The sequence below is a fragment of the Pseudonocardia oroxyli genome, assembly GCF_900102195.1.
In the GTDB taxonomy this organism is placed as follows: Bacteria; Actinomycetota; Actinomycetes; order Mycobacteriales; family Pseudonocardiaceae; genus Pseudonocardia; species Pseudonocardia oroxyli.
Genome location: NZ_FNBE01000006.1, coordinates 1 through 20,238, shown reverse-complemented (window position 1 = coordinate 20,238; position 20,238 = coordinate 1). Strand labels below are relative to the sequence as shown.

The 20,238-nt window shown below is 73.4% G+C and carries 21 protein-coding genes, 1 tRNA gene, 1 rRNA gene and 1 pseudogene; 13 read left to right on the top strand and 11 right to left on the bottom strand.

Annotated elements, in window-relative coordinates; genetic code table 11:
* Nucleotides 1-62: 62 nt before the first annotated feature.
* From BLS43_RS10625 to BLS43_RS10615, 3 genes are read right to left on the bottom strand one after another with little or no spacing between them, the layout of a single operon-like run.
* On the bottom strand, nucleotides 63-1,007 hold the full coding sequence (locus tag BLS43_RS10625; RefSeq protein WP_245707419.1) for a carbohydrate kinase family protein: 945 nt from the start codon (nucleotides 1,005-1,007) through the stop codon (nucleotides 63-65).
* A complete protein-coding gene (locus BLS43_RS10620) occupies nucleotides 1,000-2,037 on the bottom strand; it encodes a winged helix DNA-binding domain-containing protein (RefSeq protein ID WP_093081506.1) in 1,038 nt (345 codons plus the stop codon). The genes BLS43_RS10625 and BLS43_RS10620 overlap by 8 nt, the downstream gene beginning before the upstream one ends.
* On the bottom strand, nucleotides 2,034-2,471 hold the full coding sequence (locus tag BLS43_RS10615) for an SRPBCC family protein (protein ID WP_093081502.1): 438 nt from the start codon (nucleotides 2,469-2,471) through the stop codon (nucleotides 2,034-2,036). Before BLS43_RS10615 ends, BLS43_RS10620 begins: the two co-directional genes overlap by 4 nt.
* Nucleotides 2,472-2,504: 33 nt before the next feature.
* Here BLS43_RS10615 and BLS43_RS10610 point away from each other — a divergent pair, with 33 nt between their 5' ends.
* The 3 genes from BLS43_RS10610 to BLS43_RS10600 all read left to right on the top strand — a co-directional run bounded on the left by BLS43_RS10610 (nucleotide 2,505) and on the right by BLS43_RS10600 (nucleotide 5,331).
* Complete coding sequence (locus tag BLS43_RS10610) at nucleotides 2,505-3,515, top strand: CobW family GTP-binding protein (protein WP_093081499.1); 1,011 nt, start codon at nucleotides 2,505-2,507, stop codon at nucleotides 3,513-3,515.
* Nucleotides 3,516-3,536: 21 nt separating this feature from the next.
* Nucleotides 3,537-4,631 carry an alpha/beta hydrolase gene (locus tag BLS43_RS10605; RefSeq protein ID WP_245707418.1) on the top strand — a complete coding sequence of 365 codons (1,095 nt, stop codon included), beginning with the start codon at nucleotides 3,537-3,539 and terminating at the stop codon, nucleotides 4,629-4,631.
* 112 nt (nucleotides 4,632-4,743) lie between these two features.
* A complete protein-coding gene (locus BLS43_RS10600) occupies nucleotides 4,744-5,331 on the top strand; it encodes a hypothetical protein (RefSeq protein WP_143030001.1) in 588 nt (195 codons plus the stop codon).
* Here the strand turns inward: BLS43_RS10600 and BLS43_RS10595 are convergent.
* A complete protein-coding gene (locus BLS43_RS10595) occupies nucleotides 5,316-6,137 on the bottom strand; it encodes an enoyl-CoA hydratase/isomerase family protein (RefSeq protein ID WP_093081491.1) in 822 nt (273 codons plus the stop codon). The two genes, BLS43_RS10600 and BLS43_RS10595, sit on opposite strands and share 16 nt — an antisense overlap.
* Before the next feature lie 159 nt (nucleotides 6,138-6,296).
* Here BLS43_RS10595 and BLS43_RS10590 point away from each other — a divergent pair, with 159 nt between their 5' ends.
* On the top strand, nucleotides 6,297-7,082 hold the full coding sequence (locus BLS43_RS10590) for a sigma-70 family RNA polymerase sigma factor (protein ID WP_093081487.1): 786 nt from the start codon (nucleotides 6,297-6,299) through the stop codon (nucleotides 7,080-7,082).
* 5 nt (nucleotides 7,083-7,087) lie between these two features.
* Here BLS43_RS10590 and BLS43_RS10585 read toward each other — a convergent pair whose 3' ends face one another.
* Complete coding sequence (locus BLS43_RS10585; protein WP_093081483.1) at nucleotides 7,088-7,381, bottom strand: YciI family protein; 294 nt, start codon at nucleotides 7,379-7,381, stop codon at nucleotides 7,088-7,090.
* Between the two features lie 98 nt (nucleotides 7,382-7,479).
* On the opposite strand from BLS43_RS10585, the gene BLS43_RS10580 reads away from it, so the two are divergent.
* Nucleotides 7,480-8,049, top strand: a complete 570-nt coding sequence (locus BLS43_RS10580; protein ID WP_093081479.1) for a class I SAM-dependent methyltransferase — start codon at nucleotides 7,480-7,482, stop codon at nucleotides 8,047-8,049.
* On the opposite strand, the gene BLS43_RS10575 is transcribed toward BLS43_RS10580, so the two are convergent.
* Entirely contained in the window at nucleotides 8,013-8,630 is a 618-nt protein-coding gene (locus tag BLS43_RS10575; RefSeq protein ID WP_143030000.1) for a hypothetical protein, read from the bottom strand. The genes BLS43_RS10580 and BLS43_RS10575 overlap by 37 nt on opposite strands.
* A gap of 100 nt (nucleotides 8,631-8,730) precedes the next feature.
* Between BLS43_RS10575 and BLS43_RS31640 the strand changes: the two are divergent.
* Nucleotides 8,731-9,342 (top strand): annotated as a pseudogene (locus BLS43_RS31640) (NAD(P)H-dependent flavin oxidoreductase); the annotation flags it as partial.
* A gap of 76 nt (nucleotides 9,343-9,418) precedes the next feature.
* Here BLS43_RS31640 and BLS43_RS10565 read toward each other — a convergent pair.
* The 3 genes from BLS43_RS10565 to BLS43_RS10555 are packed head-to-tail and all read right to left on the bottom strand — an operon-like array spanning nucleotide 9,419 to nucleotide 12,874.
* Nucleotides 9,419-10,987: an HlyD family efflux transporter periplasmic adaptor subunit gene (locus BLS43_RS10565; protein ID WP_093081467.1), complete on the bottom strand. Its 1,569-nt coding sequence runs from the start codon at nucleotides 10,985-10,987 to the stop codon at nucleotides 9,419-9,421.
* 13 nt (nucleotides 10,988-11,000) lie between these two features.
* On the bottom strand, nucleotides 11,001-12,209 hold the full coding sequence (locus tag BLS43_RS10560; protein WP_093081463.1) for an ABC transporter permease: 1,209 nt from the start codon (nucleotides 12,207-12,209) through the stop codon (nucleotides 11,001-11,003).
* Nucleotides 12,206-12,874 carry an ABC transporter ATP-binding protein gene (locus BLS43_RS10555; RefSeq protein WP_093081458.1) on the bottom strand — a complete coding sequence of 223 codons (669 nt, stop codon included), beginning with the start codon at nucleotides 12,872-12,874 and terminating at the stop codon, nucleotides 12,206-12,208. Before BLS43_RS10555 ends, BLS43_RS10560 begins: the two co-directional genes overlap by 4 nt.
* 135 nt (nucleotides 12,875-13,009) lie before the next feature.
* Here BLS43_RS10555 and BLS43_RS10550 point away from each other — a divergent pair, with 135 nt between their 5' ends.
* From BLS43_RS10550 to BLS43_RS10535, 4 genes are all read left to right on the top strand, one after another.
* Complete coding sequence (locus BLS43_RS10550; protein WP_143029999.1) at nucleotides 13,010-14,101, top strand: App1 family protein phosphatidate phosphatase; 1,092 nt, start codon at nucleotides 13,010-13,012, stop codon at nucleotides 14,099-14,101.
* Entirely contained in the window at nucleotides 14,098-14,655 is a 558-nt protein-coding gene (locus BLS43_RS10545; RefSeq protein ID WP_093081449.1) for an isochorismatase family protein, read from the top strand. The genes BLS43_RS10550 and BLS43_RS10545 overlap by 4 nt, the downstream gene beginning before the upstream one ends.
* A gap of 194 nt (nucleotides 14,656-14,849) precedes the next feature.
* Nucleotides 14,850-15,113, top strand: coding sequence for a WhiB family transcriptional regulator (locus BLS43_RS10540; RefSeq protein ID WP_093082550.1), 264 nt, complete (start codon nucleotides 14,850-14,852; stop codon nucleotides 15,111-15,113).
* On the top strand, nucleotides 15,110-15,742 hold the full coding sequence (locus BLS43_RS10535) for a hypothetical protein (protein ID WP_093081444.1): 633 nt from the start codon (nucleotides 15,110-15,112) through the stop codon (nucleotides 15,740-15,742). The genes BLS43_RS10540 and BLS43_RS10535 overlap by 4 nt, the downstream gene beginning before the upstream one ends.
* 6 nt (nucleotides 15,743-15,748) lie before the next feature.
* Here the strand turns inward: BLS43_RS10535 and BLS43_RS10530 are convergent, their stop codons facing one another.
* Together BLS43_RS10530 and BLS43_RS10525 are read right to left on the bottom strand one after the other, a co-directional pair.
* A complete protein-coding gene (locus tag BLS43_RS10530; protein ID WP_218129779.1) occupies nucleotides 15,749-16,102 on the bottom strand; it encodes a GNAT family N-acetyltransferase in 354 nt (117 codons plus the stop codon).
* A gap of 125 nt (nucleotides 16,103-16,227) precedes the next feature.
* Nucleotides 16,228-16,301, bottom strand: a tRNA-Arg gene (locus tag BLS43_RS10525).
* A gap of 153 nt (nucleotides 16,302-16,454) precedes the next feature.
* Between BLS43_RS10525 and BLS43_RS10520 the strand changes: the two genes are divergently transcribed.
* The 3 genes from BLS43_RS10520 to BLS43_RS10510 all read left to right on the top strand — a co-directional run.
* On the top strand, nucleotides 16,455-17,246 hold the full coding sequence (locus tag BLS43_RS10520; RefSeq protein WP_093081430.1) for a PP2C family protein-serine/threonine phosphatase: 792 nt from the start codon (nucleotides 16,455-16,457) through the stop codon (nucleotides 17,244-17,246).
* Nucleotides 17,247-17,288: 42 nt separating this feature from the next.
* Nucleotides 17,289-19,460: a bifunctional copper resistance protein CopD/cytochrome c oxidase assembly protein gene (locus BLS43_RS10515; protein WP_093081425.1), complete on the top strand. Its 2,172-nt coding sequence runs from the start codon at nucleotides 17,289-17,291 to the stop codon at nucleotides 19,458-19,460.
* Nucleotides 19,461-19,970: 510 nt separating this feature from the next.
* Nucleotides 19,971-20,238, top strand: a 16S ribosomal RNA gene (locus BLS43_RS10510); the annotation flags it as partial.

Sequence of the window (20,238 nt, the reverse complement as noted above, 5' to 3'; positions counted from 1 at the left end):
GTGCGCGTGCGGTCGTGCGTGGTAAGTGGTGCTCTGGCACCACTTACCACGCACGGGCGGCGTCAGCCGCGGTCGAGCTCGGAGCGCGTCGGGGGTTGGGCCCCGCGGCGGGAGCAGGTGATCGACGAGGCGGTGACCGCCTCCTCGAGGATCTCGTCGAGCACCAGGGGCTCGACCTCGCGCAGCGCCGCGCGGCGGGCGGCGCCCAGCAGCCCGCGACCGGCGAGCCCGGCGAGCAGCGCCGCCGAGAACGAGTCCCCGGCGCCCACGGTGTCCACGACGTCGACGGCGCGGCCGGGCGCCGTCGTCCGCAGCCCCGCGGAGGTGCCCGCCAGCACCCCGTCGCCGCCCAGGGTGATCGCGACGAGCGCGGGACCGCGGGTGAGCCAGTCGTCGAGGACCTCGCCGGGCGGGGTCCCGGGGAGCAGCCAGCGCAGGTCCTCGTCGCTGACCTTGACCACGTCCGAGACGCCCAGCAGCTCGTACACCCCCGGCAGGACGCCCGCGGCGTCGCCCATCAGGCGCGGGCGGGCGTTGGGGTCGTAGCTGATCGTCGCGGTGGCGGCGGCCTTCGCCAGCGCCGCCCGCAGCACCGACGCCCCCGGCTCCTGGGTCAGGGCCAGGGACCCGGAGTGCACGGCCACGACGTCGTCGAAGGCGCCGGTGAGCTCCGCCGCCGTCCACTGCCAGTCGGCCGTGCCGTCGATGCGGAAGTCGTAGTCCGCGACCCCGTCCGCGGAGACCTCGACGATCGCCAGGGAGGACGGCTCGGTCGCCTCGACGGCGTGCGTGAGGTCGACCCCGTTGTCCTGCAGGTGGGCCCGCAACCGGCGGCCGAGCAGGTCGGTGCCCAGGCGGGCGAGCATCCGGGCCGGGACGCCCAGCCGGGACAGCCCGACGGCGACGTTGGCCGGGCTGCCCCCGGGCGCGAACTCGAAGTACCCGTCGGCAGGGGCCGGGACGACGTCGACCAACGCCTCGCCCGCGACCGCGATCACATCAGCCACGCCCGACAGCGTAGAACGCCGCCAGTCGCGCGGCCTCGGCGTCCACCTCGTCCCGCGCCGCCGGGGACAGCGGCGCGAACGGGGTGACCCGCACGGCCCCGTCGAGGTGGGTCCAGGTCCCGGCCACCCGGCCGTCGACCAGGAAGGTGGGCGTGGACTGCGGCATCCGCACGTGGAAGACCTTGTCCCGGTGCTCGGCGGGCAGGATCCCGGTGCGCTTGGCGTGCCCGAGCAGGAGCACGGCGTCCCAGGGGCCGAGGAAGCGGACCGGTGCCGGGGTGTCCGGGGCGGGCAGGGGGGCGCGGGGCAGGTCGACCAACCCGTCGGCGAACTCCCGCAGCGACATCCGCGCGAGGACGGCCCGGGTGTCGGTGATCGACCAGCCCGCGTACCGGGCGACGTCCTGCGGGGTCGCGGGCCCGAACCCGCCCAGGTACCGGCGGACCAGCAGCTCCTGCGGGTCGGTGACCGACCGCGCGCGCAGCCACCGGGACGCGAGCTCGTAGACGTGCGCCCGCGGCGAGTCCCAGGTCCCGGCCGGGGGGATGCGCACCAGGTCCAGCCACAGCTGCACGCCCTGCCAGGCGAGTGTGGGGAACCCGTCCGCGACCAGCCGCGCGGTGATCTCCGCCTGCTTGCGCGGCCCGTCCGCGAGGAGCTCCGCCACCGTGGCCGCCACGGCGGGCATGTCCAGCTCCCGGGCCGCCGGCACCGTCCGCAGCCAGAGCGCGCGACGCGCCTCCCGCACGGCCTCCGTGAGGGGGGCCCAGTCCGCCGCGGACACCATGTGGATCGTGCAGCGCATCATCCAGCCCTGCACGATCCGCCCGCGGTGCAAGGCCTCGGTGAGATCGTCCCGGGAGAACGCGGCGAGCCGGGACCACAGCCCCACGTAGCCGGACGGCGAGTACTGCGTCTGCAGCCCGCCGACCTTCTCGACCGCGCGCACCGGGTCCAGCGGCGCGCGCTCCAGGAGCAGCTGCCTGCCCAGCAGGGCCTTGCGCTGCGCCTCGGCGGAGAGCGTCCTCATACCGCCTTGCGCAGGTTCTCCAGCACGCCGTCGTAGATCCGGGCGAGGCCCTTGGGCGCGAAGGTCTTCTCGAAGAACCCGCCGATCCCGCCCGCGCCGTTCCAGGTCGTGGTGATCGAGACCTGCGAGGCGCCCTCGCCCGCGGGAACGACCCGCCACGTGGTCACCATCGAGGAGTTCGCGTCCTTCTCGACCACGGTCTCCGGCGTGGGCTGGGTGACCTCGGCCTTCACGTGCCGGGTGCGCTTCTTCGTGGCGTGCAGCTTCCAGGTCGCGGACGTGCCGTCGCCCTGCCCGCCGCTGAGCACGGCGTAGTCGGTGTACTGCTCGGTGAGGATCTTCGGGCGGGTCGTCGCGTAGTCGGCGACGGCCGCGATCACGGCCTCGACGGGGGCGGGGACGGTCTTCTCGGCGGTCGCGGTCACCTGTGCCATGGGCTCATCCTGCCCTCTGGTAGTTCTAGGCGGATGCGGAGGATCCCGGTCGTGGTCGTCGCCGGGTTCCTGGGCTCGGGGAAGACGACGCTGCTCAACCACCTCCTCGCCCGTTCGGGGGGCGCGCGGATCGCCGTGGTGGTCAACGACTTCGGGGCCGTCGGCATCGACGCCATGCTGGTGTCCGGGTCGGGCGGCACGATCTCGCTGGACAACGGGTGCCTGTGCTGCGCGGTGGGGGAGGACGGCGTCGGGCCGGTCCTGGACCGCCTGGTGCGAGACGACCGGGACGGCCCGGACGTGATCGTCATCGAGGCGAGCGGGATCGCCGAGCCGGGCACGCTCGTCCAGATGGTCCTGGCGGCGGGGAACCCGCGCCTGGTGTTCGGCGGGCTGGTCGAGATGGTCGACGCCGTGGAGTTCGAGGCGCTGCTGCGCCGCCACCCCACGGTCGAGAAGCACGTCGGGCTCGCGGACCTGCTGGTGCTCAACAAGGTCGACCGTGCCGACCCCGGCAAGGTCTGGCGCGTGCGCAGGCTGCTGCGCGAGCTCAACGACGCCGCCCCGATCGTCCCGGCCACCCACTCCGCCGTGGACCCCCGGCTGCTCTTCGACATCACCGTCGTCCCCGGCAGGCAGCTGATGCTGGGCGAGGCGATCGACCACGCCGACGATCACGCGGCGCACCTGCACGCGACCTACGACTCCGTGTCGTTCACCAGCGACGAGCCGCTGGACCCGCAGCGCCTGCGGGACCTGCTCGACCGGCGCCCGGCCGGGGTGTACCGGATCAAGGGGGTGGTCGCCTTCGGCGTGCCCGGGCACCGGCAGCGCTACGTGCTGCACACGGTCGGGCGGTACGTCCGCTTCCGCCGGACCCGCTGGGCTGCGGGCGAGCCGCGCCGCACCAGCCTGGTCCTCATCGGGTCGGGGATCGACACCGCGGCCATCCGCGCCGAGCTGGCGGCCTGCGTCGTCGACGACGACAGCCGCACCGACCCGGACGCCATGCTGCCGGTGCTGCGGTACACCTTCGGTGGGTGACTCGCGAGTAACATCGGGGGCGTGATCACGCGTTCCCTGCGGGTCCTCATGTGGCGACTCGCGATCCGGCTGCTGTTCGGGCTCCCGCGGCCCCTCAAGCGGGTGCTCGCCGGGCGCGAGGTGCGGTTGGAGGGCCAGCTCCTGGACCTCGACCTGCAGCTGCTCAACACCGCGCTCGGCTGGTACGCGAGCACCCAGGTCGGCACGGCCGCGCTGGCCGAGCAGCGCCGCCAGGCGGACGACGCCGCGGAGCTGGCCGCCGAGGGGGTGTTCGACGACGTGGTGGCCCGGGACCTGCTCGTCGACGGGGCCGCCCACCCCATCCCGGCCCGGCTGTACACGCCCCCGGGCGCCGACGGGCGCTCCGGCCTGCTCGTCTACTACCACGGCGGCGGGTTCGTCTACGGCTCGATCGCCTCGGCGGACCCCCTGTGCCGCCTGCTGTGCGCGCAGGCGGGTGTACGGGTGCTGTCGGTGGAGTACCGGCTCGCGCCCGAGAACCCCTACCCGGCGGCGCTCGACGACGCGCTGGCCGCGTTCCGGTACGCGTGCGACCACGCCGAGGACCTGGGCGCCGAGAAGACGCTGATCGCGACCGGCGGCGACAGCGCGGGCGGGAACCTCGCGCTCGTCGTGGCGCACGAGCAGGCCGTGGCCGACCAGCCGGTGCCCGCGTTCGTCGTCGCGCTCTACCCGGCGACCGACGCCGACCGCACCGGCGGCTCCCGGGCGGACTTCGGCAGCGGTTTCGGCCTGACCGCCGCGTCGCTGGCCGAGATGGAACAGATGTACCTGCCCGAGGGCGTCCCGGTGGACGACGACCGCGGTGCGATCCTGCGGGCCACCGACCTCTCCGGCATGCCGCCGGTCTACCTCTCCACCGCGGGCTTCGACCCGCTGCGGGACGAGGGGGAGGAGCTGGCCGAGCGGCTGCGCGAGGCGGGCGTGCCCGTCGTCGCGCGGCGGTTCGCCGGGCTGACCCACGGCTACGCCAGCTTCACCGCGCTCAGCCGGGCCGCGCACGACGCGACGTTCGACGCCGCCAGCGCCCTGCGCGCCGCCCTGGCCCTCACCGGGTCGGGTCGCGACACGCTCGCAACACGCCGGACGGCCTGAGGTCTCGATCACGTTTCCGGCACGTAACAGGGGTGTTCTCGGTTGCGATGAATGCAGGGGCGGGAGACCGCCCCTGCGTTCCCGGTCGGCCCGCTTTTCGTACGAGGCAGTAGTGAGCACGTCCCCCGATTTCCGTAGGCAGACCCCTGTCGACCGACTCCCCACCCTGATCCGCACCCGCCACGGGTACCGGGTGTTCGATCCCGCCCTGATCGCGGGCACCCGCTACGTGATCGACGACGACGGCACCCTCGTCTGGACCCGGCTGCCCGCGGGCACGACGGCGCTGGCCGTGCTCGCCGCGGGCGCCGCGACGGCCCTCCTGCTCGCCGACGGCTGGCTGCTCGGCCTGCTCTGGTTCCTCGCGGGCGTCGTCGCCGCGACCGGGCTGGCCGGACTGGGTCTGACCCTGGTGCACGCCGTGTCCGGCCCGGAGCGCGGCTACCGCAGGCGTACCGGCGGCGCGCCCCACTTCACGGACGTGACCGACCGGGGCTCGCGCCCGTGGGCGCTGTGCGAGCAGGCCGAGCGCCTCGCCGCCACCCGTTCGTGGGTCACCGGACGGGTGGACCGGCAGCGCAGGCTCCCCGAGCTGCTGTGGGCGGGCGTGCAGGGTTCGGGCGACGCGGCCGCCGAGATCGGCCGCCTGGCCGACCCGCCCAGCAGGCCCGAGCTGCGGGTCGCTCACCCCCAGACGTAGTCGGGATCCCGCTTCTCCAGGAACGCCCGGGCGGCCTCGGCGCGGTCGGCGGTGAGGCTGGACAGGATCTGCTGGCGGTTCTCGAACTCCACCGCGTTGGTGAAGCTGGGGTTCTCCACCGACGCCCACATGCCCTGCTTGGTGAGCTCCACCGAGAAGGGCGGGTTCCGCAGGATCTCCGCGGCCTCCTCCAGGACCAGGTCCATGAGGTCCTCGGGCTCGGCGACGTGGGTGACGAGGCCGATCCGCAGGGCCTCGGCGGTGTCCCAGCGCCGCCCGGTCAGCATCAGCTCGTGGGCCCGCCCGGTCCCGACGATGCGCGGGAGCAGCCAGGAGAGCCCGATGTCGCAGGCGGAGAAGCCCGCACGGAGGAACCCGACGGCGAACACCGCCCCCGTCGCCGCCATGCGGATGTCGCTCGCGCAGGCCAGCGCCAGTCCGCCGCCCGCGGCGGGCCCGTTGATGGCGGAGATCACCGGCTGCGGGAGCTGGTGCAGCTGCACGGCCAGCCGGGCGATGTCCCGCTGGCGGTCCAGGCCCGCGATGGGGTCGACGTGCGGGGCGGGGGCCTCGTCGGCGGGCTGCTCCTGCGTGCCGGTGTAGCCGGTCAGGTCCAGGCCCGCGCAGAACCCGCGACCGGCCCCGGTCAGGACCACGACCCGGCAGGTCCGGTCCGTCGCGAGTCGGGTGAGCTCCGCCAAGAGCGCGGCGACCAGCTCGCCCGTCAGCGTGTTCAGCCGCTCGGGACGGTTCAGCGTGATCCGGACGATCCCCTCGCGGGGACGGTCGACCTCCACCACGGACATGCCTACCTCCTCGTAGCCGAACGAACGAACGTTAAACGACGGCCGGGCCGCGCACCAGATGCCGTCCTGCTCGGGTGTGGGTACGGTCGGGAGACCTGGGTGAAGAAGTCCGCCCTTCCGCAGTCGGTGATCAACCACCGTAGGAGGGCCGTACCCACGATGACGACCGTCGCCCCGCACAAGCACGTCCAGGGGCTCGACGAGTACGCCGAGCTGATGCCCGTCCTCGAGCGTTTCTCGGAACTCGATCCCGCCGACCCGCAGCGGCAGACCCTGCGCGACGAGCTCGTGCTCGGCTACCTGCCGGTGGTGCGCAACCTCGCCCGCCGACACGGCCGCGGCTACCCCGGCGGCATGGAGGATCTCGAGCAGGTCGGCACGATCGCGCTGATCACGGCGGTGGACCGGTGGGACCCCGAGCGCTCCCGCGGGGACTTCCTGTCCTATCTGGTCCCGTGCGTGCGCGGGGAGATGCTGCGCTACTTCCGCGACCGCACCTGGTCGATGCGGGTGCCGCGGCGGCTCAAGGACCTGAGCGTGTCGATCCGCCACGCCACCGGGGCGCTGTCACACGAGCTCGGCCGCGCGCCGCGACCGAGCGAGCTGTCCGCGCGGCTCGGCGTCGACGTCGAGGAGATCATCGAGGCCCTCGACGCCCAGGCCAACCAGCACGCGGGCACCCTCGACGGGGGCGACGACCCGGACGGTGTGAGCCCCGTCGCCCGACTGGGCGACCTGGACGGGCGGCTCGAGCTCGTCGAGAACCGCGAGGCCCTGCGTCCGCTGCTGGACGAGCTCCCGCCACGCGAGCGGGAGATCCTGATCCTGCGGTTCTTCGACGAGATGACCCAGACGTCCATCGCGCAGCGGATGGGCATCTCGCAGATGCACGTCTCCCGGTTGCTGGCGAAGACCCTCGCCGAGCTCCGGAAGGGGCTGACGTAGTCCGGTCAGATCTCGCTGTAGAGGGTGCCCAGCACGGGCTCCCACTCCGTGACCGAGTACTCGCTGATCACGCCCGCCTCGGTGAACGGGTCCTTCGCCACGATCTCCTCGACCGCCGCCCGGTCGTCCGCCCGGAAGAGCAGCAGGGCGCCGGGCAGCTCGCCCGAGGCCCACGGGCCGGAGAGCAGCAGGGCGTCCTCCGTCGCGAGCTCGCGCAGGTAGTCGCGGTGCTCGGCGCGCACCTGGTCGCGGGTGGCGTCGTCGGTGGAATAGCTGTAGGTCACGGCGAAGAAGGCCATGGACGAAACCTTAGAGGTCCCGCCGTGAGCGGCGATGGTCGCTATGGCGACGATCGCCGCTCACGACCTGTTCAGGTGCGGCGTCGAGGCTGGTGGGCATGACGGTCCTGCTGCGCGAGTTCGTCCGCGACCCCCTCGCGACGGCCTCGATCACCCCGAGCTCGGCGGCGCTGACCCGGGCGATGGTCAGGCCGGTGCCGCGGGCGGCGCCGGTGGTCGTCGAGCTCGGTCCGGGGACCGGGGTGTTCACCGCGGCGCTGCAGGAGCGGGCGCCCGGACGACACGTCGCCGTGGAGCTGCACCGCGGGCTCGCGGCGGCCCTGGGGGAGCGGTTCCCGCAGGTCGAGGTGGTGACCGGCAGCGCGCAGGACCTCCCCGCGATGCTCGCCGAGCGCGGCGTCCGGACGGTCGACGCGGTCGTCAGCGGGCTCCCGTGGGCCGCCTACGCGGGGGGTGACCTGCCGCGCACCATCGCCTCGGTGCTCGGCCCGCAGGGCGTGTTCACCCAGTTCACCTACACCTGGACGCGGTGGGCCCCGCCGTCGCGCCGCCAGCTCGGGCAGCTGCGGGCGGCGTTCGACGAGCTCGTGCTCACCCGCACGATCTGGGCGAACGTGCCGCCCGCGCTCGTCTACTGCGCCCGACGGCCCGTCGAGCGGTCCGGCTGAGCGGCGCGGGCGAACCCGCGCGCGTCGTCGGCGTGCAGGTGGATCGCCCGCACGGTGACCTCCCCGAGTCGCGGCACGGTCAGGGCGCGCGGCTCGGTCAGCTCGATCTCGACGGTGGTCTGGCTCGCCGCGGGCAGGTACAGGACGCCGTCCTCGACCTGCACGGACCTCCCGTCCCGGGTGCGTCGGGCGGCCCGCACGCGCGCGATCGCGGGGGTGGGCAGCCGGATGTCGAGCGCGCGCCCGCCGCGGATCCGGATCCCGTCCGGTCCGACCGTGTGTGGGTGCACGAGCACCCCGGCCACCATCCCGAGCGCGAACGTGACGCCCCAGACCCCCACGACCAGCAGCGTGACCCGCAGCCACAGCCACGCCGGCGACCAGGGCACCATCACGTCGACCGCCACGACCTCCAGCGCCGAGACCACGGTGAACACGATCATCAGCGGCAGGGTGGCGCCGTGGTAGGCGAACGTCTGCGTGTCGGGCTCGACGTCCGGGCGGCGCCGCACCCAGCGCCCCAGGCTCGCCCAGCCGTCCCGCTCCATCGCGGCCACCGCACCGAATCCGGTCGTTTTCACAATACGATCGTATGGACAACGGTCCGCCGACGTCAATACGGTCGTATCGTTTCGTGGAGCAACCTCGACAACTGAGTGAACGATCGTCTAGTTTGACGTCGTGGCCTTCGCGAACCGCGTGACGCAGCTGCTCGGCGTGGACATCCCGATCCTGCAGGCGCCGATGGGGTTCATCGCCAAGCCGACGCTCGTCGCCGCGGTCTCCGAGGCGGGCGCGATGGGGCTGGTCCCGGGGTCGTCGGGGATCGACGAGGTGCGCGCGGACGTCCGCCGCACCCGCGAGCTCACCGACAAGCCCTTCGGGGTCAACCTGCCGCTGGCGTTCGTCAAGGACCCCGCGATCGTCGACATGATCGTCGAGGAGGGGATCCGCTTCGTCACGACGTCCGCCGGGTCGCCCACCGCCCACACCCCGCGGCTCAAGGAGGCGGGGCTCACGGTGTTCCACGTCGTCCCGTCGCTGCGGGGCGCGCGGAAGGCGATCGAGGCCGGGGTCGACGGGCTGGTGGTCGAGGGCAGCGAGGGCGCGGGGTTCAAGGCCCCGCGCGAGGTCTCGTCCATGGTGCTGTTGCCGCTGGTCGCGTCCCAGGTCGGGGTGCCGGTCATCGCCGCGGGCGGGATCGCCGACGGTCGCTCGATGGCGGCGGCCTTCGCGCTCGGCGCCGAGGGGGTGCAGATGGGCACGCGGATGGTCGCCACGCGGGAGTCCCCGGTGCACGTGCGCGTCGCTGGCGCGGCGCCATCTCGCGGGTTGACCGCTATCCCACCGTGGGGTGGCCCCCCGGGCCTCACCCGCCGCCGCGGGCGCCCTGCGGGGTCGCACCCACGGTGGCCTGGGGCAGCAGCACCTGCTGGCCCTCGTCCAGGCCGGACCGCACCTCGGTGTACCGGTCGCCGACGAGGCCGGGGGTGAACTCCCTGGTCACCGGGGTGCCGTCCGGGCCCGGCACGCTGACGACCGACTTCCCGCCCTCCTGGCGGACCGCCGAGGCGGGCACCCGGAGCACGTTCTCGCGGGTGTCGGTGCGGACGTCGGCCTGGGCCGTCTGGCCGTCCTTGAGCGCCGGGTCGGTCTGGTTGAGCACGACCGTCGCGTAGTAGCTGACGACGCCCGAGATCTGGTCCGCGGTCGGCGCCACCGCGACCACGGTGCCCGGCAGGGTCAGGTCCGGGACCGCGTCCACGGAGACGTCGACCGGCTGGTTCGCGGTCACCCGTGCGGCGTCGCTCTCCTCGAACGGCACCACCAGCTGGTAGGTCTGCAGGTCGTTGAGGGTGATGAAGGCGCTCGCGGCCGGGGAGGCCGCCGCGCCGCCCGCCGTCGCGGTCCCGACGGCCTCGGGGATGCGGGCGTCGCTGCCGGGCGCGAGCGCGCTCGCGCCGCCGGCGGCCGACAGGAAGTCCCCGACCGCCCCGTTGATCGCGGACACGGTGCCCGCGACCGGAGCGCGCAGGACGGTGTTGGCGAGGGCCCGCTGCGCGTCGGCGAGGGTGTTGCGCGCGTCCGCCACGACGGCGTCCTGGACGGCGACGTCCGCGGGGGCGTCGTTCGCGGCACCCGCCCGCTGCTGCTCGGCGCTGGAGACCGCCTGCTCGGCGTTGGCGATCGAGACACGGCCGGACGCGGCGTCGACGCTCCGCTTGCCCTCGGCGGAGTCGAGGGCGGTCTCGGACGCGATCACGGTGCCCTTCGCGGTCTGCACGGCCTGTTGGGCCGTCGCGACCTGCTCCTGGCACGCGGCGGCGGGATCCGCGGCGTCCGCGCTGCCCTCGGTACCACCCATGGCGAGCAGCGCGGGCGGCGCGGTCGTCGTCGGCGTGGTCGGGGAGGCGCAGGCCGCCTTCGCCGCGGCGAGCTGCTTCTTCGCCCGCTCCAGCTGCGACCGGTCGAAGTCGAGCTGGACCCGGGCGCGGCGCACGGCCGACTCGTCCGCCGCGTTCGTGGCGTCCACCTGGGACCGGGTCGCGTCGAGGACCGAGCGGGCCGAGTCCAGGGCCGCCTGCGCCGACGCCACCGTGTTCGCCCCGCTCACCTTGCCGAGCGTGGCGTTCTGCTGGTCCAGGCCCGCCTGGGCCTTCGCGATCTGGGAGCGGGCCGCGGCGTCGTCGAGCCGGGCCAGGGGCTGGCCCGCGGCCACCGTGTCACCGACCTTCACCAGGAGCTCGGCGACCTGCCCGCCGTCGGCGAAGCCGAGGTTCTGCTGGGTGATCGACACCAGCGAGCCGGACGCCGAGACGACCTGCGACACCGCACCGCGGTCCACGACGACGGTGGGCGCGGGGGGTTGCTCGGAGGTGCAGGCCGTCGCGAACAGTCCGGCGAGCAGCAGACTGCACGCGAGCCGGGTGCGAGACATGTGGAGGTACCCCTTACTGGTGCCGGAGGGCGTCGATGGGGCGCATCCGCGCCGCGCGGTTGGCCGGGAACCCGCCCGCGAGCAGGCCGATCAGCAGGCTCACCCCGAACGCGAGCACCACCGACCCGACCGACACCGACGGCGGGGGGAAGTCCGGGATCGCCTGCGGGAGCACGATCCCGGCCACGGCGGAGATCCCGATGCCGAGCAGGATCCCGATGACCCCGCCGATCCCGGTGAGCACCATGGCCTCGATCAGGAACTGCTGGAGGATGGCGCGGCGGCGCGCGCCGATGGCCTTGCGGATGCCGATCTCCCGGGTCCGCTCGGTGACGGTGACGAGCATGATGTTGGCGACGCCGATGCTGCCGACGACCAGCGAGATGCCCGCCACGGCCGCCACGAAGATCGTCACGAAGCTCAGGACCTGCGAGGACTGGTCGAGCAGGCTCTGCAGAGCGGTGACGGTGAAGTCGCGGTCCTCGGCGTCGCGGATGCCGTGGCGCTGGTCGAGGATCGCCGTCGCCTGCTCGACGGCCTGGGGCACGGCGTCGGTGGACACCGCGCGCACGGTGACCGAGTCGACGACGTCCCCGCCGCCGAGCAGGTAGCTGCGCGCGGCGCCCAGCGGCATGACGGCGACGTCGTCCTGCTGGCCGTTGGGCGCGAGCACCCCGACGACCTGGAAGGAGGTGCGCCCGATCCGGACGTCCCGGCCCAGCGCCTCCCCGGCCTGCCCGCCGAACAGCGACGCCACCGGGTTGGGTCCGAGCACCACGACCTTGGCCTTGCCGGTGGCCTGCCGGTCGTCGAAGAAGGAGCCGACGAGCAGCTCGCGGTTGCTCACGTCGAGGTAGTCCGCCTCGACGCCGCTGATCCCGGTCCGGTACGAGCCGCCGCCGGCGAGCTGCAGCTGCGCCGACCCCGCGACCGACGCGCTGACCGTGCCGATCGCCGGGGCCCGCGCGGTGTCCCGCAGCGCCCGGACGTCCGCGTCGGTCAGGTCCTTCGCGCCCACCCCGCCCTGGTCCTTGCCGATCTGGATCTGGTTGGCGAGCGGGCCGAAGGCGTCGGCGACGAAGCGCTGCAGCCCGTTGCCGAAGGCCACCAGGATGATCACCGCCGCGACGCCGATGATGATCCCGAGCATGGTCAGCGCCGAGCGGAGCGTGTTGCCCCGCAGCCCGCGCAGCGCGATCCGGGCCGACTCCCACACGGTCACCGGCGCACGTCCTCGACCACGCGGCCGTCCCGCAGGGTGATCACCCGCTTGGCGAACTCGGCCACCTCGGGCTCGTGGGTGATCAGCACGACGGTCCGGCCGGCCTCGTGGAGCTCGACGAACAGGGTCATCACGTCCACGGTGGAGGCGGTGTCCAGGTTCCCCGTCGGCTCGTCCGCGAGGATCATCGACGGGTCGGTGACCAGCGCCCGGGCCACGGCGACGCGCTGCTGCTGGCCGCCGGAGAGCTCGTTGGGCTGGTGGTGGGTGCGGTCGCCGAGGCCGACCCTGGCCAGCGCCCGCTGCGCCCGCCCACGTCGGTTCTTGATCCCGGCGTAGACCATCGGCAGCTCGACGTTGCGGATGGCCGAGGTCCGCGGCAGCAGGTTGAACGACTGGAAGACGAAGCCGATCTTCTCCAGCCGGATGTCGGCGAGCCGGTTGTCCGAGAGCCCGCCGACGTCCACGCCGTCGAGCCGGTAGGTGCCGGAGCTGGGAACGTCCAGGCAGCCGAGGATGTTCATCATGGTCGACTTGCCGGAGCCCGAGGGCCCCATGATCGCGACGAGGTCCCCGTCGTCGATGCGCAGGGACACGTCGTCGAGCGCGCGCAGCTCGATGTCCCCGGTCCGGTAGACCTTGGACACGTGCTCCAGCTCGATCATGTTGTTCCCCCGTTCGGCCTAACGAGCGGAGCGGGTCGCAGTGATCGTCCCGTTCGGTGGACACGGGGGGTCGCTGTGGGTGAGCACCCGGAGTGGCGCCGAGATCGTCGCCCCGTCAGGCTGCATCCTGTGAACGTGAAGGCCGTCCTCGTCCGCGTCGCCGAGCTGGCGGAGCGGCTGCTCGGCCGGGTGGTCATCCTCGTGGTGCTCGTGCGGGGGCGGCGCAGGCCGCTGGTCATCCCGTTCCTCGGGCACGGCACCCCCGAACGCGTGCGGATCGGCGCCCGGATCGCCATGGGGCACCCGGACGCGGACACCGAACCCGGCGACCCGGGGCCGCCGTCGCGGCGGCGCGTGCTGCTGGAGAGCCTCAGCCGGTTCTTCACCATCGAGATCCCGCGGGCGCGCGTGCTGATCCGCACCCCGGCGGGGGAGCAGGAGGTGCGGGCGGACGCCGAGGGCTACGTCGACGCCGTCATCGACCGGCCCGGGCTGGAGCCCGGCTGGCGGAAGGTCGACATCGGACTGGCGGACGGCACCACCTCCGTCGCGCAGGTGCTCGTGGTGGACCCGCGCGCGGACGTCGCCCTGGTCAGCGACGTCGACGACACCATCCTCGAGACCGGGGTCGGTCGCGGGCTGGCCTTCCTGCGCGCCTCGCTGCTGACCGAGACGAAGGACCGGGCGCCGCTGCCGGGTTCGGCGGCGCTGTACCGCGCGCTGGTGGACACCGAGGTCCCGCGGCCGGTGTTCTACGTGTCGACCAGCCCGTGGAACCTGCACAGCACCCTGCTGGAGTTCATCGCGCTGCGCCGCTTCCCGCTCGGGCCGCTGCTGCTCACCGACTGGGGCCCGGGCCACGGCAACCTGTTCCGGATCGGCGCGCGCGAGCACAAGACCGGGCTGATCCGGCACATCCTCGACGAGCACCCCGGCCTCGCGCTCGTCCTCGTCGGCGACACCGGCCAGCTCGATCCCGAGATCTACGCCGCCGTCGCCGAGGCGGCCCCGGACCGCGTCCGCGCCATCTACGTGCGCCGCACCGCGGCCTGGGACGTGCGCCGGGACCGGGAGGTCCGCGCCCTCGCGCAGCGGATCACCGCCCTCGGCGTCCCGATGCTCACCGTGGGCGACAGCACCGAGATCGCCGTGCACGCCGCGCGGATCGGGCTGCTGCAGCCCGCCGCCGTCGCCGCCGTGCGCACCGAGACCGTGGGAGAACGATGACCCCGACCACCGCGCTCCTCGTCATCGACGTCCAGCAGGGCAACACGGCCGAGGGCTGGGACCGCGACGCGGTCGTCGGCCGCATCGCGGGGCTCATCGACCGCGCCCGGGCCGACGGGGTGCCGGTGATCTGGATCCAGCACGAGGCGGGACCCTTCGTCCCCGGGTCCGACACCTGGCAGATCCTGGAGCAGGTGCGGCCCGGCGCGGGCGACACCGTGCTGGGCAAGCGCTACCTGGGCTCCTTCGCCGACACCGACCTCAAGGCCCGGCTGGACGCGCTGGGGGTGACCCGGCTGGTGCTGTGCGGCGCGGCCACCGACGCGTGCATCCGCAGCACCGCCGCCCGGTCGCAGATCGAGGGCTACGACACGGTGCTGGTCGCCGACGGGCACACCACCGACGAGGGCCCGTGGGACCTGCCCCTGCCCGACGGCAGCTCGGTGCCGGTCGGTGCGCGCGAGATGGTCGCGTTCACCAACTTCGTCGTCGGCGACACCGAGTACCCGGGGGTGCGCACCGAGGTGGTCCCGGCGGCCGACGTGACCTGGTGAGGGAGGCCGCCGCGGCTTCTGCGAATCCGGTGGTTTAGGCCGGACCGGCCGGGCAAGTGCTGGACCACGTCCCCGTGGTCCGGCCGTCGTCGTCCGCTCCGTGTCCCCTCCTCCGGAGAGCCGAGGTCATCGATGGCATCCCAGTCAGCCCGCCCCCGCTCGACGGGGTGCCTCCCGCGGGGCCGGTGGTGGCGATGAGCCCGACCCGCCCCGGGCGTCCGAGTGCGGCCTGGACCGACCGGGGGGTGTGTCACACCGAGGACATCGATCCCGAGCTGTTCTTCCCCACCGGGACCAGCGGCCCCGCCCTGCTGCAACGGGCCATGGCCAAGACGGTGTGTCGCCGCTGCCCGGTGCGGACGGACTGCCTGCGGTGGGCGCTGTCGACCCGGAGCGTCGGGATCTGGGGCGGCACCGACGAGCACGACCGGACGGTCCTGCGGCGGGCGGGATCGTGAACCGCGTCCTGCGCGCCCTGGCGGCGTCGGCCGCGGCCCTCGCCGCCGCCGTCGGGCTGGTCGGGGCGCCGTCCGCGGTGCTGGTGCTGTGGATCGTCGCGCTGCTCGTCGTGGGCCCGACCGTCGCGTTCCTGGTGTACGGCGTCCGCCCGGACCTTGCCCTCGCCGCGCGCCGCGGCGCCGTCGCCACCGGGGTCGCGATACCGGCGTCCTGCGTGGTCGCGGGCGTCGGCGTGGTGCTCGGGCCCGCGACGGCGCCCGTGATCCTCGTGGCGGTCGCCGCGGCCGCGGTGTGGGCGTGGCGGCATCGCGGTCTCCGCCGCCGGTGGCGTGAGCGGCTCGTGGCCCCCCGGCCCCGGCCCTCCAGACACCCGGCGGGGTCGGCGCCGGCCGGGCCGCTGCCCGCGCGGACCCACCGGCTCAGCACCGCGTCCCTCTGCATCGCGTGGCAACGCAGCTTCTGGGTGCTGGAGGACATGCCGGTCGAGGAACGCTGCGAGGTCGCGGCCATCCGGCAGGCCCTGCTCGACGAGCTCGAACGCCGCGACCCCCACGGCTTCGGCCGGTGGCTCGCCTCCCACCCCCGAGCCAACAGCGACCCCCGCCGACACCTCGGCAGCGACCGTTGAGGGGGCCTATCCGGGCCACTCGTGGCGGAGCAGGACGTGCACGACGTAAGGGGCGTCGTCCTGCTCGCGGACGGCCCCCTCGACCAGGCCGCGGCTCGCGATCTCACCGGCGAGCCTCATGCCGAGGCGTTCCATGACGGCGCGCGAGCGGTCGTTGTGGCGGAGCGTGCAGGAGACCACGGCGCGGGCGCCGAGGACGTCGAAGGCGAAGACCAGGCCGGCCCGTCCGATCTCGGTCGCGTACCCCTGCCCCCGGAACCGGTGGCGGACGGCCCAGCCGATCTCCAGCCAGTGGGCGTGTGCGGGGTAGGGGCTGCGCGCGTCGTGCACCTGCCGTGCCCACGGCTCGACGTCGCTCACCGCCGGGCCGGGCTCATCGGCAGCATGACGTGACGGGAGGGCGGAACCGCGAGCCCTCCCGGGCGCACCTGCACGAACGCGGCACACCACCGCGGGCCGGGCAGGGGCGCGATTCGCCTCATGTGTGCCCCCGGCAGGACTCGAACCTGCGACCTAGAGATTAGAAGGCTCTTGCTCTATCCAGCTGAGCTACGAGGGCTTGGGGCCGGTGGCCGCCGGGCCAGAGCCTAAGGCATGCCCGCCCCTCCGATCACCCCGTCCGGGTGCGGTGGGCGCCGTTCCCCGACGTCACCCGGTGGTTCGGCGGTGTCCGCCCGCACGGCCTCGGGGGGCGAGATCCATACTGTCCCCTATGGCACTGGGACTGCGCTCCGCGATCGGCTCCGACGTCGGGCGTCGGCGCACCGCGAACGAGGACTCCGGTGCGGCCGGGGACCGCCTGCTCGTCGTCGCCGACGGCATGGGGGGACACGCGCACGGTGAGCTCGCCAGCGCGCTCACCGTGGCCGCGATGATCGACATGGACGAGCGGCTGCCCGCGGACGCCTCGGGGCTGGATCTGCTCGCCGAGCTGACCGCCGCGGTGGACGACGCCTCGGCGCGGTTGGCCCAGCACGCCCAGACCGATCCCGACACCCAGGGGATGGGGACGACCGTCGTCGCGCTGCTGCTCGACGGCGACCGGCTGGCCCTGGCGCACGTCGGCGACTCCCGCATCTACCTGTGCCGCGACGGGGCGCTCACCCAGATCACCCGCGACCACACGATGGTCCAGCAACTCGTCGACGAAGGGCAGATCACGCCCGAGGAGGCGCTCGTGCACCCGCGGCGTTCGGTGCTGATGCGCGCGCTGAGCACCGACCACCCGGTGGAGGCGGACCTCGAGTTCCTCGACCCGCGCCCCGGCGACCGCTTCCTGCTGTGTTCCGACGGGGTGACCGCGGTGCTGCCGGACCAGGCCGTGCTCGACGTGCTGGCCGCTCCCACCCCGCCCGAGGTGGCCGTCGACCAGCTGATCACCCTGTCGAACGACGGCGGGGGACCGGACAACATCACGGCGATCGTCGCGGACGTCGTGGAGGCGAGCGAGGTGGCCCCGCATCCGTTGCGGCTCGTCGGGGCTGCCGCCGAGGTGCGCAGCTAGCGCCCGCGCCGCCGCCCGAGGGACACGGCCTAGCCTGGGGTCATGTCCGCCACGTCGTCCGACACCCGCCCGCCCGAGCAGGCCGAACGCCCGCCGTCCGGCATCGGTGGGCTGGTCGGGCTCGGCACGGCGGTGGCCGTGCTGGTCGCCGGGGGGCTGACCGCGCTCACCGGGTCTCGGCCCATCGAGAACCTGGGCCTGCCGGACCCCGGAACGCTCACGGCGATCGGTCTCCCGGCGGTGCGCGCCGCGGGGGAGGTCGCTGCGGTCCTCACGATCGGGTTCCTCCTGCTCGCCGCGTTCTTCGTGCCGCCGCGACCGAACGGGTACCTGGACGTCCCGGGCTACCGGGGCCTGCGGGCCGCCTCGTGGGCCGCGGCGGCCTGGGCGGCGTGCGCGCTGCTGCTGGTGCCGCTGACCGCGGCGGACGCGGTGGGCAGGCCGGTCGGGCAGGTGCTCGACCCGTCGTTGCTGCTGAGCCTCATCCCGCAGCTGTCGGACTCGCTGTCGTGGCTGTTGACGGCGATCGTCGCCCTGCTCGTCCTGGTCGCCACCCGGGTGGTGCTGACGTGGGGGTGGACGGTCGTCGCGTTCGGCCTCGCGCTGGCCGGCCCGCTACCGGTGGCGCTGACCGGGCACTCCGCCTCCGGCGGGGCGCACGACGTCGCGACCAACAGCCTGGTGTTGCACGTGCTCGCCGCCTCGGTGTGGGTCGGTGGTCTCGTGGCGGTCCTGTCCCTGGCGGCGCACCGGGACACCGACGTGCTCGGGGTGGCGGTGCGGCGGTTCTCCCGGGTCGCGTTGTGGTGCTGGGTGGTGCTCGCCGCCACCGGTGTGATCAACGCGTTGATCCGGGTGCCACTGCCCGACCTGGTGGGGACCACCTACGGCGCCCTGCTGCTCGGCAAGACCGTGGCCCTGCTGGCGTTGGGTGGCCTGGGAGCCCTGCACCGCAGGCACACCGTGGACGCTGCGGGTCGGGGCGAACGGCGGGCACTGTTGCGACTCGGCGGCGTCGAGGTGCTGCTGATGCTCGCGACGATCGGGCTGGCCGTCGCCCTCGGCCGCTCGGCGCCGCCCGCCACGGCCGCGGCGCCGCCGTCGAGGACGGAGGTGGTGATCGGGTACGACCTCGACGGGCCGCCGACCCTCGCGCGGCTGGTGTTCGACTGGCGCTTCGACCTGCTGCTCGGCACCGCCGCGGTGCTCCTCGCGGTGCTCTACCTGCTCGGCGTGCGGAGGCTGCGGCGCCGCGGGGACGCCTGGCCCGTGGGGCGCACGATCGCCTGGCTGGCCGGGTGCGCGGTGTTCCTGGTGGCGACGAGCTCGGGGGTCGGCAAGTACGCGCCCGCGATGTTCAGCGCCCACATGGCGATGCACATGATGCTGTCGATGGTGGTGCCCATCCTCCTGGTGCTCGGCGGGCCCATCACCCTCGCGCTGCGCGCGATCCCGGTGGCGGGCAGGGGGAACCCGCCGGGGCCGCGGGAGTGGATCCTCGCCGCGGTGCACTCGCCGGTGGCGCGCTTCGTGACCCACCCGCTCTTCGCGCTGCCGGTGTTCGTGGGGTCCTACTACGCGCTCTACTTCTCGGACCTGTTCGCCTGGGCGCTGAACGAGCACTGGGCGCACGTCGCGATGAACGTGCACTTCCTGCTGGCGGGCCTGATCTTCTTCTGGCCGATCATCGGGGTCGACCCCGCGCCGCGGCGGCTCAACCACGTGGTGAAGCTGGGGGTGCTCTTCCTGTCGGTGCCCTTCCACGCCTTCTTCGGGGTGGCGCTGATGGGAGCGGACCAGGTCATCGGGGGCGACTTCTACCGCTCGCTGGCCCTGCCGTGGGTCACCGACCCGCTGGTGGACCAACGCCTGGGCGGCGGGATCACGTGGGCCTCGGGCGAGGTGCCGTTGTTGATCGTCCTGGTCGCGTTGCTCGTCCAATGGTCGCGCCACGACGAGCGGTCGGCACGACGCGATGATCGTCGGGCCGACGCCGACGGCGATGCGGACCTCAAGGCGTACAACGCGATGCTGCGCCGCTTGGCCCGGGGAGAGGCACCGTCCGGCGCGTCTCCGGAGATTTCCGAGATTTCTTCGGAGGCCGCGGCGCCCGACGAACGACGCCCGGAGGGCACCTCGGTGCGTGCTCCGGCGAGCGTGGCCGAGGACGTCGAGCCTGGTCGGAGCCCGTCGGACGAGCTCCGTCAGGGCTGACCGTTCGGCGCATCCAAGATCATCTTCCGTGACCCCGGTTTCGGACTGTTTTCGCAGGTCACACCACGTTTCAGGGGGGCGATTTGCGTGGCCCTGGAGGGGGTGTGTAACTTTCTCTTCGTCGCCACGGCGGGCAGCGAGACGAAACGGGCCGGATCTCCGGAACGGGTCCGCTAGCCGAGATGGGGACCACCTCCGCGGAAGCGACACCCAGCAGGGTGGAGTCACGCGGGCTTCGGCCGGAGAAACCAGGGCTTGCCCCGGCGCTCCGAACGAAGTAACATAAGAGAGTTGCCTCCGAGCCGGTCAGGTTCTGGTAGGCTCTCGAACAGAACGACTGACGCCCCGGACGTTCACCTCCTCGTGAGGCGTTCCATGGTGTGCGGGTGTCTTTTGAGAACTCAACAGTGTGTCGAGCTAGATTATCGGGACTGGCGGTTTGTGCCAGTTCTTTTTGGGGCTCGTTTCTCCGATCCCGTCGGGGGCGAGCCTGTCAGCTAGAGCCAGTTTTTGTTGGAGAGTTTGATCCTGGCTCAGGACGAACGCTGGCGGCGTGCTTAACACATGCAAGTCGAGCGGTAAGGCCTTTCGGGGTACACGAGCGGCGAACGGGTGAGTAACACGTGGGCGACCTGCCCTCCACTCTGGGATAAGCCCGGGAAACTGGGTCTAATACCGGATATGACCTTCCTTCGCATGGGGGTTGGTGGAAAGTTTTTCGGTGGGGGATGGGCCCGCGGCCTATCAGCTTGTTGGTGGGGTGATGGCCCACCAAGGC

Bases quoted from the DNA above. Each gene is read 5' to 3' on its own strand.
- BLS43_RS10620 (WP_093081506.1), bottom strand. From the start codon at position 2,037: ATGAGGACGCTCTCCGCCGAGGCGCAGCGCAAGGCCCTGCTGGGCAGG.
- BLS43_RS10610 (WP_093081499.1), top strand. From the start codon at position 2,505: ATGCGGAGGATCCCGGTCGTGGTCGTCGCCGGGTTCCTGGGCTCGGGG.
- BLS43_RS10555 (WP_093081458.1), bottom strand. From the start codon at position 12,874: ATGATCGAGCTGGAGCACGTGTCCAAGGTCTACCGGACCGGGGACATC.
- BLS43_RS10545 (WP_093081449.1), top strand. From the start codon at position 14,098: ATGACCCCGACCACCGCGCTCCTCGTCATCGACGTCCAGCAGGGCAAC.
- BLS43_RS10565 (WP_093081467.1), bottom strand. From the start codon at position 10,987: ATGTCTCGCACCCGGCTCGCGTGCAGTCTGCTGCTCGCCGGACTGTTC.
- BLS43_RS10540 (WP_093082550.1), top strand. From the start codon at position 14,850: ATGAGCCCGACCCGCCCCGGGCGTCCGAGTGCGGCCTGGACCGACCGG.
- BLS43_RS10595 (WP_093081491.1), bottom strand. From the start codon at position 6,137: ATGTCCGTGGTGGAGGTCGACCGTCCCCGCGAGGGGATCGTCCGGATC.
- BLS43_RS10590 (WP_093081487.1), top strand. From the start codon at position 6,297: ATGACGACCGTCGCCCCGCACAAGCACGTCCAGGGGCTCGACGAGTAC.
- BLS43_RS10520 (WP_093081430.1), top strand. From the start codon at position 16,455: ATGGCACTGGGACTGCGCTCCGCGATCGGCTCCGACGTCGGGCGTCGG.
- BLS43_RS10615 (WP_093081502.1), bottom strand. From the start codon at position 2,471: ATGGCACAGGTGACCGCGACCGCCGAGAAGACCGTCCCCGCCCCCGTC.
- BLS43_RS10580 (WP_093081479.1), top strand. From the start codon at position 7,480: ATGACGGTCCTGCTGCGCGAGTTCGTCCGCGACCCCCTCGCGACGGCC.
- BLS43_RS10515 (WP_093081425.1), top strand. From the start codon at position 17,289: ATGTCCGCCACGTCGTCCGACACCCGCCCGCCCGAGCAGGCCGAACGC.
- BLS43_RS10585 (WP_093081483.1), bottom strand. From the start codon at position 7,381: ATGGCCTTCTTCGCCGTGACCTACAGCTATTCCACCGACGACGCCACC.